At 41.8% G+C, this 14,588-nt stretch carries 13 protein-coding genes and 1 riboswitch; of the genes, 11 read left to right on the forward strand and 2 right to left on the reverse strand.

What is annotated here, in order from left to right; genetic code table 11:
- The first annotated feature begins 43 nt into the window (after window positions 1-43).
- Window positions 44-394 carry a hypothetical protein gene (locus AY605_RS12570; RefSeq protein WP_064096729.1) on the forward strand — a complete coding sequence of 117 codons (351 nt, stop codon included), beginning with the start codon at window positions 44-46 and terminating at the stop codon, window positions 392-394.
- Between the two features lie 81 nt (window positions 395-475).
- Here AY605_RS12570 and AY605_RS12575 read toward each other — a convergent pair whose 3' ends face one another.
- Entirely contained in the window at window positions 476-1,186 is a 711-nt protein-coding gene (locus AY605_RS12575) for an HAD family hydrolase (protein ID WP_064096730.1), read from the reverse strand.
- A gap of 281 nt (window positions 1,187-1,467) precedes the next feature.
- Between AY605_RS12575 and AY605_RS12580 the strand changes: the two genes are divergently transcribed.
- The 6 genes from AY605_RS12580 to AY605_RS12605 all read left to right on the forward strand — a co-directional run bounded on the left by AY605_RS12580 (window position 1,468) and on the right by AY605_RS12605 (window position 8,557).
- Window positions 1,468-2,361, forward strand: a complete 894-nt coding sequence (locus AY605_RS12580; RefSeq protein WP_004647024.1) for a LysR family transcriptional regulator — start codon at window positions 1,468-1,470, stop codon at window positions 2,359-2,361.
- A gap of 205 nt (window positions 2,362-2,566) precedes the next feature.
- Window positions 2,567-2,682: riboswitch (guanidine-I (ykkC/yxkD leader) on the forward strand.
- 30 nt (window positions 2,683-2,712) lie between these two features.
- Complete coding sequence (locus tag AY605_RS12585) at window positions 2,713-3,450, forward strand: urea amidolyase associated protein UAAP1 (protein ID WP_064096731.1); 738 nt, start codon at window positions 2,713-2,715, stop codon at window positions 3,448-3,450.
- Between the two features lie 11 nt (window positions 3,451-3,461).
- A complete protein-coding gene (locus AY605_RS12590; RefSeq protein WP_044110873.1) occupies window positions 3,462-4,112 on the forward strand; it encodes an urea amidolyase associated protein UAAP2 in 651 nt (216 codons plus the stop codon).
- Window positions 4,113-4,115: 3 nt separating this feature from the next.
- A complete protein-coding gene (gene uca / locus AY605_RS12595; protein WP_064096732.1) occupies window positions 4,116-7,721 on the forward strand; it encodes an urea carboxylase in 3,606 nt (1,201 codons plus the stop codon).
- A gap of 184 nt (window positions 7,722-7,905) precedes the next feature.
- Window positions 7,906-8,253, forward strand: a complete 348-nt coding sequence (locus AY605_RS12600) for a type II toxin-antitoxin system RelE/ParE family toxin (protein WP_064096733.1) — start codon at window positions 7,906-7,908, stop codon at window positions 8,251-8,253.
- A gap of 1 nt (window position 8,254) precedes the next feature.
- A complete protein-coding gene (locus tag AY605_RS12605) occupies window positions 8,255-8,557 on the forward strand; it encodes a helix-turn-helix domain-containing protein (RefSeq protein WP_064096734.1) in 303 nt (100 codons plus the stop codon).
- 14 nt (window positions 8,558-8,571) lie between these two features.
- Here AY605_RS12605 and AY605_RS12610 read toward each other — a convergent pair whose 3' ends face one another.
- Window positions 8,572-10,560 (reverse strand): AAA family ATPase, encoded by a 1,989-nt coding sequence (locus AY605_RS12610; protein ID WP_064096735.1) that lies wholly within the window; start codon window positions 10,558-10,560, stop codon window positions 8,572-8,574.
- A 610-nt stretch (window positions 10,561-11,170) separates the two neighbouring features.
- On the opposite strand from AY605_RS12610, the gene AY605_RS15350 reads away from it, so the two are divergent.
- Genes AY605_RS15350 through AY605_RS12625 form a run of 4 tightly spaced genes read left to right on the forward strand, consistent with a single transcriptional unit; the run spans window position 11,171 to window position 14,577 of the window.
- Window positions 11,171-11,302, forward strand: coding sequence for a hypothetical protein (locus AY605_RS15350; RefSeq protein ID WP_004647016.1), 132 nt, complete (start codon window positions 11,171-11,173; stop codon window positions 11,300-11,302).
- Entirely contained in the window at window positions 11,295-11,738 is a 444-nt protein-coding gene (locus tag AY605_RS12615) for a CopG family ribbon-helix-helix protein (RefSeq protein ID WP_004280384.1), read from the forward strand. The genes AY605_RS15350 and AY605_RS12615 overlap by 8 nt, the downstream gene beginning before the upstream one ends.
- Window positions 11,739-11,749: 11 nt before the next feature.
- Complete coding sequence (gene atzF, locus AY605_RS12620; protein WP_064096736.1) at window positions 11,750-13,558, forward strand: allophanate hydrolase; 1,809 nt, start codon at window positions 11,750-11,752, stop codon at window positions 13,556-13,558.
- Complete coding sequence (locus AY605_RS12625; protein WP_064096737.1) at window positions 13,555-14,577, forward strand: ABC transporter substrate-binding protein; 1,023 nt, start codon at window positions 13,555-13,557, stop codon at window positions 14,575-14,577. The genes atzF and AY605_RS12625 overlap by 4 nt, the downstream gene beginning before the upstream one ends.
- Window positions 14,578-14,588: the final 11 nt, after the last annotated feature.

A 14,588-nucleotide genomic window follows, 5' to 3' on the forward strand; every position in this document is an offset into this window, starting at 1 on the left:
TTCTTTTTATAATGGCCGCGTTCTATCATCTAAGGTCTCAATTTTGCAATATCTTAAATATTTTTCAGCAATCCCATTATTAGTGCTTCTAACAGCTTGTAATACCCCTGAAACGCCAGCACCAGATTATCAGGGCAACTGGAAAAACACCATGGAAAATCCAAAACTTGAAAATATTCTGGTTATTTCCAAAAATGGTAAAAATTATCTGATAACCAATACTATTAAAGATAAGGAAACCGGTAAAACCGAGAAAAAGAATCCAATGCCCGCAGCAGTGAGCGAAAATGGCCTGCTTCAGTTGAACGCAGGTGCAGGTATGGTCGATTTCGCAATCGATGAGAAAACCGGAAATCTGGTCGGTTCAGGTTCAGTCTACAAAAAAGCCAAATAGTCAGCGAGAATTTTACGCACAAGATAAAATCAAAGATGTCATGTGCAAGGATAAAGCATGACATCTTTTTTTAGGAATGCTTTATGGGAGGAAACTTAATAATTCAGCAAAATCTTCGACAAAATAATTCGCTTTGGCTTTGATCAAATCTATTTCATGAGCGGAGTGCTGATCATAAATTGCCACCACCTCGATGTCCGCATGATTTGCTGCTTCTACACCGACTAAAGAGTCTTCAATAATTAGACATTCCTCTGGTCGAAGGTTAAAGGCTTGCAAAACATTCAGGTAAACCTCGGGATGAGGTTTAATATTCTGGACATTTTCACGGGTGAGAATCAAGGCAAAATCCTCATCAAAGCTGATTTTAGAATTAATATTTCGATTGTTATCCTGATAGCGCTGTACATTGAATAAACTGGTGGTGGTGGTCAGAGCCAGAGATATCTGTTGCTGTTTTAAAGCCTGAATCAGGAGGTCGGCCCGAGGTTTTAACTCGACGATATCATCCAGAAAATGTCGGGAAATTGTATAACGACGATTTTTTACTTCTTCTTTAGCTGGTTCAAAACCGTATTGTTCTTTTAAAAATCCACAATATTCCAGATAAGGATCTGGCCTATGTCTCATGGCGGTAAGTTGAAGATCGCGTTGTTGCTGAATCTCATGTAAATCGACTTTTCTGTTGGAGAGCTCATCAATCAGGGCTGCATCGACCTGATTCCAGATGCCTACAGAATCAATCAACGTACCATCCAGATCAAAACAGACCAGCTTTTTATCCTGAAACATATAAGATTTCTCTGTATTTTTATCATTTATTGGGTGTGGCTGAGTATATCGCATACGATTTAAATGTTTAACTGGCCTGAGTAAACCGGGCTGGAAATTTTACGCTAAGGTACTTTTTAATGGATTTATTCATCTGGCAAAAGTATTTATTTACGGAAAATTACAGCGAGTTTAATCCTGAAAATAGTTGCGAAGTGTTATATTTTAATCTGACCCTCAATAGACTTATGCGGATGAAAGACCTGTCCGAATGATGAGAAAGTTAAAGGAAATGTATTTCTGTGTTTGAACTTGACTGTAAATTGCTCAGTATTTTTTATTATGTCTATAAATTTAAAAACGTATCTCAGGCAGCCGATCATTTAGATATGAGCCAGCCAGCGGTGAGCAATCTGCTGAATAAAATTCGCCAGCATTATGGTGATCCTTTATTTTTACGTATTGGCAATGAGATGCTACCTACGGATCTGTCCAAACAGCTCTTTCCCTTGGTCAGCGAAGCACTGAGCAAAGTTGAAGCAATCAATAATTTTACGATCAATTTTGATCAGGTCACTTCACAGCAGCGCTTTACACTAGCGATGACCGATGTATCGCATCTGGTGTTATTGCCAAAAATTTCCCAGTATCTGAAGCAGCATGCATCCCATATCCGTCTTAATGTGCGTCCGATTACCTCGGAAACCAGTTATCAGATGGCCAATGGTGAGATTGATCTGGCTTTGGGCTTCTTGCCAAATCTGGAGAATGGCTTTTATCAGCAGAAACTGTTTGAGCAATATTATGTAGTGATCGCAGCGAAAGACCATCCGCGCCTGACCGGTGACAGCATCACGACCGAAGAGTATTTACGTGAAACCCATATCGATATTGATGCCGGGATGGGGCATTACCATATTGAAAATGAATTGCTGAATCTGGAACTTAAGCGTGACATTCTAATGCGTCTGCCAAGTTATCTGGGGGTAGGACTGGTGGTACAGGAAACCGATGCGATTGCGACCGTGCCTTATTATTTGAGTGAAGTTTTATTATCACGCGGCAATCTCAAGATTTTTGAGGCACCGATTGCTTTCCCGACCTATTCCGTAAAGCAGTATTGGCATATGTCCTGTCATCATAAAACCAGCCATCAATGGCTACGTAATATGCTGCATGAGATTTTAAGTAAATAAGCTTGCAACATGGAAGGCTTGATTTAATCTTCATCTCTAGATTTTAAAATTCCTGGTTCAAGCCGGGAATTTTTTATTTTGGTACATCTTGATGCCTTTTTCAGAGCCTTGCACCTGAATTGATCAGTTCCAGCTCAAAAAAGTATTACCAAACGGGAAAATAGTATTACTGATTTGGCACAGCCTTTGCATTAACTCTGTCATAGACAAAGTGATCTAGGGTTCCGGCAGTTATTTTTTTAAGACTGCGTCTGCGACCGAGAGTTCACGGCTAGGTTTGTTAAAACCAAAGCTACACGGAGGGATAAAAGCCCGGGAGGTAAACCGTACAAGTTAGATGCAGAGGCTGTTATGAGCACAACTACTTATCACGAAGATTCCGCACTTTGGACTGAACTTTTACCGGGTGGCCATCACTGGTCAGCGCGCATTCAACGTGGCGCAGTTTTACAACTCAAATCCTTGGGCGCAAATACCAATGTTTCACTGTTTTGTGTGAATAGTGAAGACAAGCTTGAAGCCTATAACATGCCAGACAGCCTTAAAGGTCAACACAGCGCATTTTTAAGTACAGGGCACATTTTGGCGTCAGATTTGGGTCGTGCGATGGTGTCAATTGTCAAAGATGACCACGGTTGGAATGATGCTTTTTGTGCACCAAGTACCGCACCGCAAATTGAAGCACAGTTTGGCACGAAGACCTTCCAGGATGCCCGTAACGATATGTACCGCAATGGCAAAGACAGTCTGCTTTTAGAGATGACCAAGTTTGGTTTATCGGCTACGGACTTAAGCAATACTTTAAACCTCTTCTCAAAAGTTCAACCGGATGACAACGGTAACTTATCTTATGTCGCATCTGACAATACCGATCAAGTGATTGAACTGCGCTTTGAAATGGATTGTTTGGTGTTTTTATCTAGCGCACCGCATGCCTTAGATAACTCATCTGAATATGTACCCGCTGATATTCAACTCTCACTGTTTAAAGCACTTCCTTTAGGCGACACCGATGTCTGCCGTGATTCATGCCCGCAAAATCAGCGTGCGTTCCAAAATAATAACCGCTACTACGCTTTAACTGCTTAAGGGGAATAATCATGACTGCATTAGTAAACCTAGAAAAATCAGTACTCAGCGAAGTTTGTCCTGCCGGTGAAGCGTGGATGTGCGAAGTCAAAAAAGGCCAGTATTTCCGTATCGTTGATCTCGAAGGCAACCAGGCGGTGGATACCTTATTTATTTCCGCACATAACCCTGAAGAGCGTTATAGCGCAACCGATACTTTGGCGATGAACCGTCAAATTTATCTCGAAAAAGGCACAACTTTATATACTAACTTTGGCAATAAAATCGCCACCATTAATGATGACAATTGCGGTCGCCATGACACTTTAGGCGGTGCATGTTCATGTGAAAGTAATACCGTACGTTATGCCCATGACAAATACCCAATGCACAGTTGCCGTAACAATTTCATGATTGCACTGTCACAGCATCCAATTGCTAAAAAGCATGGCTTAAACGTGCGTCATATCGGTCCAAACATTAACTTCTTTATGAATGTGCCTGTAACTTCGGACGGTCACTTAAAGTTTGATGATGGTATTTCTGCACCGGGTAAATATGTGGAAATCAAAGCCGAGATGGATTTAATTGTGCTGATCTCGAACTGCCCACAATTGAATAACCCATGCAATGCCTATAACCCAACTAAAATTCAACTGATTGTCCGCGAAGGCGAGGAGTAAGCCATGTTTAATAAAGTACTCATCGCCAACCGTGGTGCAATTGCATGTCGTGTCATTCGTACCCTTAAAAAATTAGGCATTCAATCGGTTGCTGTCTATTCAGAAGCGGATCGTGATTCATTGCATGTCACTTTAGCCGATGAAGCGGTCTTTATTGGTGATGCACCTGCTAGCCAAAGCTATCTCAATGTCGATAAAATTTTAGAAGTTGCTAAACAAACCGGTGCGCAAGCGATTCATCCGGGTTATGGCTTCCTGTCTGAAAATGCCGAATTCTGTAATCTGTGTGAAGCACAAGGCATTGTGTTCTTAGGACCAAATGCGGAACAGATGAAAGCCTTTGGTTTAAAACACACGGCACGTGAGCTTGCAATTCAAGCCAATGTACCGTTACTTCCGGGTAGTCAGTTATTGGCTGATGAAGCTGAAGCATTAACAGAAGCCGAGCGTATTGGCTATCCTGTGATGCTGAAAAGTACAGCAGGTGGTGGTGGCATCGGCATGCGCTTGGTCTGGAATGCGGAAGAGCTGAAAGATGCCTACGCAACCGTGTCGTATTTAGCGCAAGCCAACTTTAAAGATGCAGGTTTATACCTCGAAAAATTCGTACAAAATGCCCGTCATATCGAAGTGCAAATTTTTGGTGATGGCAATGGCTTAATCCTAGCACTCGGTGAGCGTGATTGTTCGGTGCAACGTCGTAACCAGAAAGTGATTGAGGAAACGCCTGCGCCACACTTAAACGATACGCAACGTGCCTATATTCAAAATGTCGCAATTCAATTGATGCAATCGGTGAATTACCGCTCGGCAGGTACCGTGGAATTTGTGATGGATACCGACACGCAAGAATTCTATTTCTTGGAAGTGAATACTCGTCTGCAAGTTGAGCATGGTGTCACCGAGCAAGTCTTTGGTGTGGACTTGGTTGAATGGATGGTGACTTTAGGAAGTGGTGATTGGGTTGCACCGACATCAAAACTTGAATCCAAAGGGCATTCGATTCAGGTGCGTCTCTATGCTGAAGACCCAATCAAAAACTTCCAACCAAGTGCAGGGTTATTAACTCACGTAGAATTTGATGACAATGCGCGTAATGAAACTTGGGTAGAGACCGGTTCAAACGTTTCATCTTTCTATGATCCGATGATTGCCAAAATCATTGTGACTGCGGATGATCGTGAGTCTGCGATTCAAGCCATGACCGATACACTGGCTAAAACCCAAGTGGCAGGCATTGAAACCAACCTTGAATATCTACAAAACATTATCGACTGCGATGTATTTAAAGCCGGTACACAGACCACGCGCTTTTTAAATACCTTTGAATGGAAAACCCAAAAAATTGAAGTCTTACAAGCGGGCATTCAAACTGCCGTGCAAGATGTCACAGGTCGTTTGGGCTATTGGGATGTTGGTGTGCCACCATCAGGTGCGATTGATCCGCTGTCTTTAAATGTCGCGAACCAATTGTTAGGCAATGCACCCAATACCGCAGGGCTTGAATGTACTTTGCAAGGTCCAAGCTTAAAATTCCATTGCGATAGCCAAATTGTATTAGCAGGTGGCGATATGCCATCGACTTTGGATGGTGTGTCTGTCCCGATGTGGCAAACTGTGAATGTGCGTAAAGGTCAGATGCTGAAATGTGGCAAGATCGCCACAGGTTGCCGTACTTATATCGGGATTAAAGGTGGTCTGAATGTGCCTGAATATTTAGGCTCACAAGCGACTTTTACCTTGGGTCAGTTTGGCGGTCATGCAGGGCGTAATTTACTGATTGGAGATATGCTTCCAATCACGGCATTTACATCCGATGACGTCAAAGCATTAATAGAAGATCAAATCCCTGCATTCTCAAACTCTTGGGAAATTGCGGTGATGTATGGTCCACATGGTGCGCCGGATTTCTTTACCAAAAACGACATTGATACCTTCTTTGCCAACGAGTTTGAAATTCACTTTAACTCAAGCCGTACCGGTATCCGTTTGATTGGGCCTAAACCTGAATGGGCACGTCAGGATGGTGGTGAAGCGGGTCTGCATCCATCCAATATTCACGACAATGCTTATGCGATTGGTGCGATCGACTTCACCGGAGATATGCCAATTATCTTGGGGCCAGATGGTCCAAGCCTTGGTGGTTTTGTCTGTCCTGCGGTGGTGATCAATTCTGAGCTATGGAAACTGGGTCAACTCAAAGCAGGCGATAAAGTGAAGTTCGTGCCTGTGAGCTATCATCAAGCAAAATTGCTCAATGAAAAATATCATGCGCAATTAACTGCTCGAGATACGCAAGCGGTCACATTTGATGAATCGTTCTATCCTGAAATCAGCACGCTGAAATCTGCCATTTTAGATACCTTAAAAGGTCAAAATGGTACGCCTGATGTGGTGTATCGTCCTGCAGGCAATAACTACATGTTAGTGGAATATGGCGAACTGGTTTTAGATTTAAACCTACGTTTCCGTATTCATGCGTTGATGCAATGGGTCAAAGATCAAAATATTCAGGGCATTATTGACCTGACACCGGGCATCCGTTCGCTACAAATCCATTTTGATTCGACCAAGCTCGATCAAATTGATTTATTGCGTATGCTTCAAGTTGCGGAAGAGCAACTGCCTGATGTCACCGAGATGCAAGTGCCATCACGTACTGTGTATTTACCACTCGCTTGGGAAGATTCACAAACCCAATTGGCGACTGAGCGTTATATGCAAACTGTACGTCCAGATGCACCGTGGTGTCCGGACAATATCGAATTTATCCGTCGTATTAATGGCTTAAAAGACAAACAAGCCGTAAAAGACGTGGTCTATAACGCGAGTTATCTGGTCATGGGCTTGGGCGATGTGTACTTGGGTGCGCCTGTGGCAACGCCACTTGATCCGCGTCAGCGTTTAGTCACCACCAAATATAACCCTGCACGCACGTGGACACCTGAAAATGCCGTGGGGATCGGCGGTGCATATATGTGTGTTTACGGAATGGAAGGCCCGGGGGGTTATCAGTTTGTCGGTCGTACTTCGCAAATGTGGTCACGTTACCGTAAAAACCCTGACTTTGAGCAAGGTATGCCGTGGTTATTACGCTTCTTTGACCAAATTAAGTTTTATGAAGTGTCTGAAGCTGAACTCATGCACATGCGTGAGGACTTTAAAGCAGGACGTTTAAAACTGCGTATTGAAGAAGGTGTACTCAACCTCAAAGGATACAATGATTTCTTAACTGAAAACCAAGCATCCATTTCTACATTTAAAGCGGTGCAACAAGCCAACTTTGATGCTGAACGTAAACGTTGGCATGAAGCTGGTCTTGCAGAATATGTCTCTGAAAGTCTAGATGCTGTGGATGATGGCGAAGGTGTTGACGTGCCTGAAGGTGGCTGTGCGGTGGAATCGCATATGCCGGGTTCAATTTGGAAAATTGAATGTCAGTCGGGGGATATTGTGGAAGAAGGTGCAACTTTAGCTGTGATTGAAGCGATGAAGATTGAGATTCCAATTATTGCGCCTGAGCGTATGCGTGTCGATGCGATTACGATTGAAAAAGGGCAAACGGTGAAAACGGGGCAGGTATTGTTTACCTTGGCGCCAGTGGCTTAAAGAATCCTCCCTAACCCTCCTTTTGCAAAGGAGGGAATTTCCCCTCTTTATTCTTGCGCTATATATAGCTCAGGGTTAGGGGAAATTTAAAGCAAAAAGACCGTCCCTAAGGGCGGTTTTTATTTGCAGTATAGATTATAGTCTATTATGATATAGCTTATAGTCTATATAAAAAGTTTGGGATATGTGGACGGTTATCATAACGGATGTATTTAACCAATGGCTTGAACAGCAAGATGAATCGACACAAGAAAAAGTCTTAGCGGCTTTGGTTGTGTTGCAATCACAAGGTCCAAGCTTAGGTAGACCCTTAGTGGATACGGTATATGATTCGAAATATACCAATATGAAAGAGCTTCGTGTGCAACACCGTGGTAAACCGATTCGGGCATTCTTTGCTTTTGATCCACTTCGACAAGCGATTGTTTTATGTATTGGTGATAAAAGCGGTAAAAAGCGTTTCTATACAGAAATGCTCACGATTGCCGATGAGCAATATACTTTGCATTTAAAGAGTTTAGGAGATTCTTGATATGGCTAAAACATTACAAGAACTTTTGGCAAGTCGTTCAACCGAGAGCCAAGCACGTATTCAAAAAATGGCAGAAGAGCTATTGCTTGAGCAACATTTACATATGATTCGTGAAGAACTTGAGATTTCCCAAAAAGAACTGGCTGAAACTCTAGGCATTAAACAACCATCTTTATCTGCAATTGAAAACCGTGGCAATGATTTAAAGATTTCAACTATGAAAAAATATGTTGAAGCGATGGGTGGAAAGTTACGTATAGATGTAGAGCTACCAACGGGTAAGCATATTGGGTTTAATGTCTGATAGTAAGAGACCGCTTAAGCGGTCTTTTTATTTGGTAAAGGGTTTTCAGAAATAATGTGTTCGAAAATTTTTTCACATAGTTCTTTGACAGATTCGGTTAATTCCCATTCAACATGATCCATGACCGTTAGAACTAAGCGACAAAATTTAAGTTTTTCTTTAATAGTGCCTGATTGGTCAGAAAAACATTTTTTAGGCTTGTCATCAGTGGTTCTAGGATTACCAACTCTAATTTGGTCATCAAGAATTTTACCAATACCATTTTTTGCATGAAAATAATCATGTTCTTCTATTAGAGTGACAATATCAAAACCTTCTTTGGTATCTGCTTGCATACCATCCATGGATAGATGATTGGAAAGAGCATTTCTTTTTGTCTCATCATCCTGAAAAGCATTATTTAAGCCTAAAAATTTAATACGGCAAGCATGATAAATAATGTTTGATGGCAGGGTATTTTCAGTTTCTTTACACTCTAAAAGGAAAAACTTTTCTCCTAGTTTTTCTTCTAAACTTGTAGCTCTCATGCCTTTATTTTTAGTTTTAATATCACCATCAGCTATAAGAAACACACTACTAGAAGTTAAGAGAGCATTCATACCGCAATCATCTAAATGATCAGTAAATTCGTCACTAAAATCCCAATGCGTTAAGTTGCTACCAGCATATTCCACAAATGTGTAATGGTAATTCGGCATTAATCTTTGAATATCTGATGACCTAAATTTATATAAATTTAAATTATTAGGTTTTCCTTCAACCACTAAAGCTTCTTCTTGTTTTAATACATCTAAATATTTCTGCATATATTTAGTGATATACAGTCGATCTGTAATGCCTTCCACCCAAATCGTGCAGTTGGCTAAATAAACAGAAGAAGGGCGTACGCCTAATGAAGCAAGTAAGTCACGATCACGGTCGCAACGATAAATTTTAAATTCGATTTCGTTTGGATTATCTTGTTTCGGTTGCTTCACAAACTTCTGAATCATGACTTGGTCAGATTCATCTGCCATATCGAGTAGATGATTGGAATCCGTTGTGAAGAAATAATAGTGTTTAGTTTCATTCAAATAAAAGTTCATTAACTGACGAACCATACCTGCATGCATGTGAAGCTCAGGCTCTTCAATAAAGAAAGTATGAGTTTCTAAGTTACCTTCTTTGTCTTTGCTTTTTATATATGCTTCATAAGTTAGAATAATTGCTTGTTGCAGACCATCACCTAGTTCAAATATAGGGCGTTGAGTATCATTTCCAATTTTGATATTAACAACGTCTTGATCGTGTTTAGGGATAAGTGAAACAGGTTCATTATCAAAGAAATATTGACTTAATTTTTCTTCATAATTTTTAATAAGTTCTCGCTGTTCAGGCTCACCAAGTAGATGAACTTTTAATTCGTGATACAGACATTCACCTGTAATGATATTTTTACTATTAAAATTGGTTTTATCATAAAAGTAGTCTTTTTGAGCACGTTCGATATATGGCTGTTTATTTTCTATTTCAGTGACAGGGCGCATACCTCTTAATATAGGAATATAGAACTTCTGATTTGAGAATAGTTCATGTCTATCGTCTATCTCTTGATGAAATAATTGCAAAGCAGTTTCGATGTTATTATTTGAATATAATTGATTTAATAATCCATTTGAATATAAAGAATTAAGTACTGATTTAAAAGAATTTGAAGCATTAAGATAATTTTTGACGGTGAAAGTATCAGTCATAAGATTAATAAATTCTTCATAACGGGGATCAAATTTATTTGAGACTATTTTTTTATGGAAAGATTTTAATTTTCTAAATTGAGTAGAATTATACAAATATTGACCACCTCTCATTTTAAATAATGTACGTAGAAATTTACTTTTACCCGCATTATTTTTACCAATAAAAAAGTTGAGTTTCTTAATTTCAATAACTTCATCATATTCAATATCGTTATTAGAACTGTAATTTTCTAAATTTTCGGCCCAATAATATAATTTTTCTGTCATAAAAATGTCCCCAAATATGGGAGCTAATTTAGCAGCAATTCATTACTTTTCAAATGAGTTATGAAATAGTGATTGATTCAAATCTGGTTGGTCTTTATTTTAGAAGTACACCTAGATAGATAACGGCCCGAATCACTCAGCCACACTTTGATGCACTCCTGAACCCCAATGGTGCAAAATGGCCTAGTTTTTAGGCATACTTAAAAAATTAATCATTGTTGTTTTGCCTCTTTTTGCGTATGTAATTAATTTCCCCCACATTCTGCTTAAATTGCACTCTATTTTATATTGTGGCACGCTTTATGCTTTTATTTATATACAACATAAATAGAGGAGAGCAATACACTTGATCACTCATAATCACAAACATCGGTTAACCATTCATGTATAAAAAGAATAGCAAGGACATGATCATCAAAATGGAATAAACCGTTGAAATACAAAACTTACTTTTGCTTTAGAACAAGCCCCATCTCACTGTTATGGGGCTTTTTTTCGCCTTTTTACCCAATTTTATTTATCACCTCCCAATAAGCACAAACTGGCACGCTTTCTGCATTTTCCTAAGTAATACGAAATTCTGGTTTTGTAATATCCACAGGAGATGCACATGAACAATCCGACATCAAATAAAAAAATGCATCCATGGCTTCACTTTCTGGTTGAGCTGCTCAGCGTACGCGCAGGCTTTCACATTAAACAGTCTTCCCAATATCAACCCAAGGATCAACATCGTGCCTAAACAAAAATTGGCACGGATCAGTATCACCGTGCCAGAAACCACGCTACATGCGATGGATCAAAAAATTGTCGAGCAGCACTATGAAAGTCGCTCGCAGGCCATTGTCGACATGATTAACCGCCACCTGATTGATGATCTGGTGATTCGCGATGAGGTCATGGTGGGCACACTCACCTTGCTCTACGACGTCAGTCTAAAACCGCTGCGCAGTCAACTGGTCGATCTGCAGCAGCAGTATCTGGCACAAGTGATCAATTCGCTTCATATCCAGCTGGATGATGAAAAAATTCTGCAAGTCATGCTGATGCAGGGCGCGAGCAGTGATCTGAAAGAAATTAGCGAACAATTTATTGCACTGAAAGGCGTGATTAAAGGGCATCTCGAACTGATGGATGCCGTCATGCCACCCATTCCACAAAATACCGAACACACTTAAGGAGAACAGCTGTGCACAACTTATGGACTGTACAGGACTGGCAACACGCCTACCAGAATAACAATATCCAGCTTAGTGACCTGATTGAGTATGTTGCCGGATTGAATAATGACGATCATGCCTGGATTTCAATTGCAACAGCAGCACAATTACAGGCACAAATTGATGCATTGACTGGTGCAGATAGTGCAAGCTTGCCACTTTATGGGGTGCCATTTGCAGTCAAGGACAATATTGATGTTGCAGGGTTCTATACCACAGCAGCATGTAAAGAGGTAGCTTATCTGGCAACTTCCGATGCAACCGCAGTAGCCAAATTAAAAGCTGCCGGCGCGATTGTCGTGGGTAAAACCAATCTGGATCAGTTTGCGACGGGTCTGGTTGGTGTGCGCTCCCCATACGGCGCGGTAAAGAACAGCTTTAATCCTGAATATATCAGTGGCGGCTCGAGTTCGGGTTCCAGTGTAGTCGTCGCAAACGGATTAGTGCCATTTTCACTGGGTACAGATACTGCAGGTTCAGGACGTGTACCGGCAGGGCACAATAACATTGTCGGACTCAAACCGACCAAAGGCTGGTTCTCGACTACCGGCCTGATTCCGGCTTGCCGCACCATCGATGTGATTTCGATTTTTGCATTAACGGTGGATAATGCCTGGCAGGTAGCGCAAGTCATGCAGGGCTATGATGCCAGCGATGAGTATTCCAGAACGCATCCTCAAAATGTTCCTAGCCAATTTTCAAAAGGGAAAATTGCCATTCCGGATACACGGGAATTTTATGGCGATGCTGAAACTGAAAAAGCGTTTAATCTAGCGATCGCACGTGTACAAAGCTTGGGTTATACGGTTGAGTCGATTGATTTTACTCCATTTCAACAACTGGCGACTGCACTTTACAATCGCTCTTGGGTAGCTGAACGTACCAGTGCCGTGGAAAAAATGGTGCAACGCGAGCAGACCCATGTGGTAATTGGCCAGATTATTGCACAGGCAGACCGGTTCAGTGCGGTCGATGTCATGCAGGATGAATATGAACGCGCCCGCCTGAGCCGTGTTATTCAAACTACACTGGCAGATTATGATGCCTTGATGGTGCCTACTGCACCCACCATTTATCGCATTGCAGATGTAGAAGCGGATCCTCTGGTCAAAAACAGCCACATGGGCGCTTATACCAATTTTGTCAATTTTGCCGATCTAGCGGCTTTAGCGCTACCAAATAGCATTCGTGCCGATGGTCTGCCAACGGGCGTGACCTTCATTGCACCAGCCTGGATGGATGAAGCACTGGCCAAATTCGGGCAAAAATGGCAGCAAGCAAGCCAGTTAAAGTTGGGCACATCTGAACTTAGCTATGAAAAAATAACTGAAATCTCATCAGGTCACAGCGTCAAACTGGCTGTCGTCGGAGCACATCTGACCGGTATGCCACTGAATTTTCAGCTGACCACACGCAGTGGCACCCTGATCAAGCAGACCCGGACTGCTTCGCATTACAAACTCTATGCTTTAAAAAATACCACACCGCCAAAACCTGGCCTGCAATACAACGCGAAAGGTTTTTCAATTGAAGTAGAGGTCTGGGACATTCCGCGTGCACTGTTCGGAGACATTGTTGCAGAAGTTCCGGCACCTTTGGGGATCGGTAATGTCCAGCTGATTGATGGTACTTGGGTCAAAGGCTTTATCTGTGAAGGCTATGCACTTGAGGATGCAACAGATATCAGTCATTTCGGTGGCTGGCGCGAATTTATAAAATCTAAACAACTTTCAAATACCAAATTTAAATGTGAATGCATAGGGGAAGTCGCAAAATGATCAAAAAAGCACTGATGTCCGTTTCCGTACTGTCTGCAATCCTTTTAAGCGGTTGTGACAATACCGCTAAAGTACCTGAACCAAGTGCCAAGGCAGAAGGACGTGTGACTACTCAGCCCATCCGGATTGGTTATAGTGACTGGCCGGGATTTGTCGCCTGGCAGGTGGCGATTGAAAAAGGCTGGCTGGAAGATGCCGGAGTTAATGCCGATTTTAAATGGTTTGACTATTCTGCTTCACTCTCTGCATTCGCAGCGAATCAGCTGGATGCTGTACTGGTCACCAATGGTGATAATCTGGTCACTGGCTCTGGCGGTACCAAGGGTGTGATGATCATGGCGACTGATTATTCAGCTGGAAATGACGTGATTATTGCCAAGAATGGCATTAATTCGATTCAGGATCTGCGCGGTAAAACAATCGCGACTGAAAAAGGCCTCGTTGATCACTTGTTACTGTCCACTGCACTGGATGATGCCAAGGTTAAACTGAATGAAGTTAAACTGGTCAATACCATGACCAATGAATTGCCACAGGTGTTTGCCACTCCCGATATTGATGCGATTGCGGTATGGCAGCCAGTGGCGAATCAGGCTTTATCCGCGGTGGCCGGTTCCAAGATTATTTTCACCTCTAAAGACAAGCCGGGATTAATTTACGATACCTTGACCGTGAATCCAGCCCATCTGGAAGCCAATAAAGAGCAATGGAAAAAGGTGATTCAGGTTTGGGATAAAACTGTCAAATACATCAATGACCCGGCGACTCGTGAAGATGCTGCACAGATCATGTCCAAACGTGTCGGTGTCGATGCGAAAACCTATATGCAGTTCATTGATGGCACACATTTACTGGATCTGGCCGCCAACAAGAAAGTCTTTACCAAAGGTGATGGTTTCGACTCGATCTATGGTTCCAGCTATCATGTGAACAAGTTCAATGTGGCCAACGGCATTTATACGACTGAAATGAACGTGGACGGCGTGATTGTTCCAACGCTAGTACAAGAGCTGCAATAAAGCCTGATCTC

Source organism: Acinetobacter sp. SFD, from assembly GCF_001647575.1.
In the GTDB taxonomy this organism is placed as follows: domain Bacteria; phylum Pseudomonadota; class Gammaproteobacteria; order Pseudomonadales; family Moraxellaceae; genus Acinetobacter; species Acinetobacter pecorum.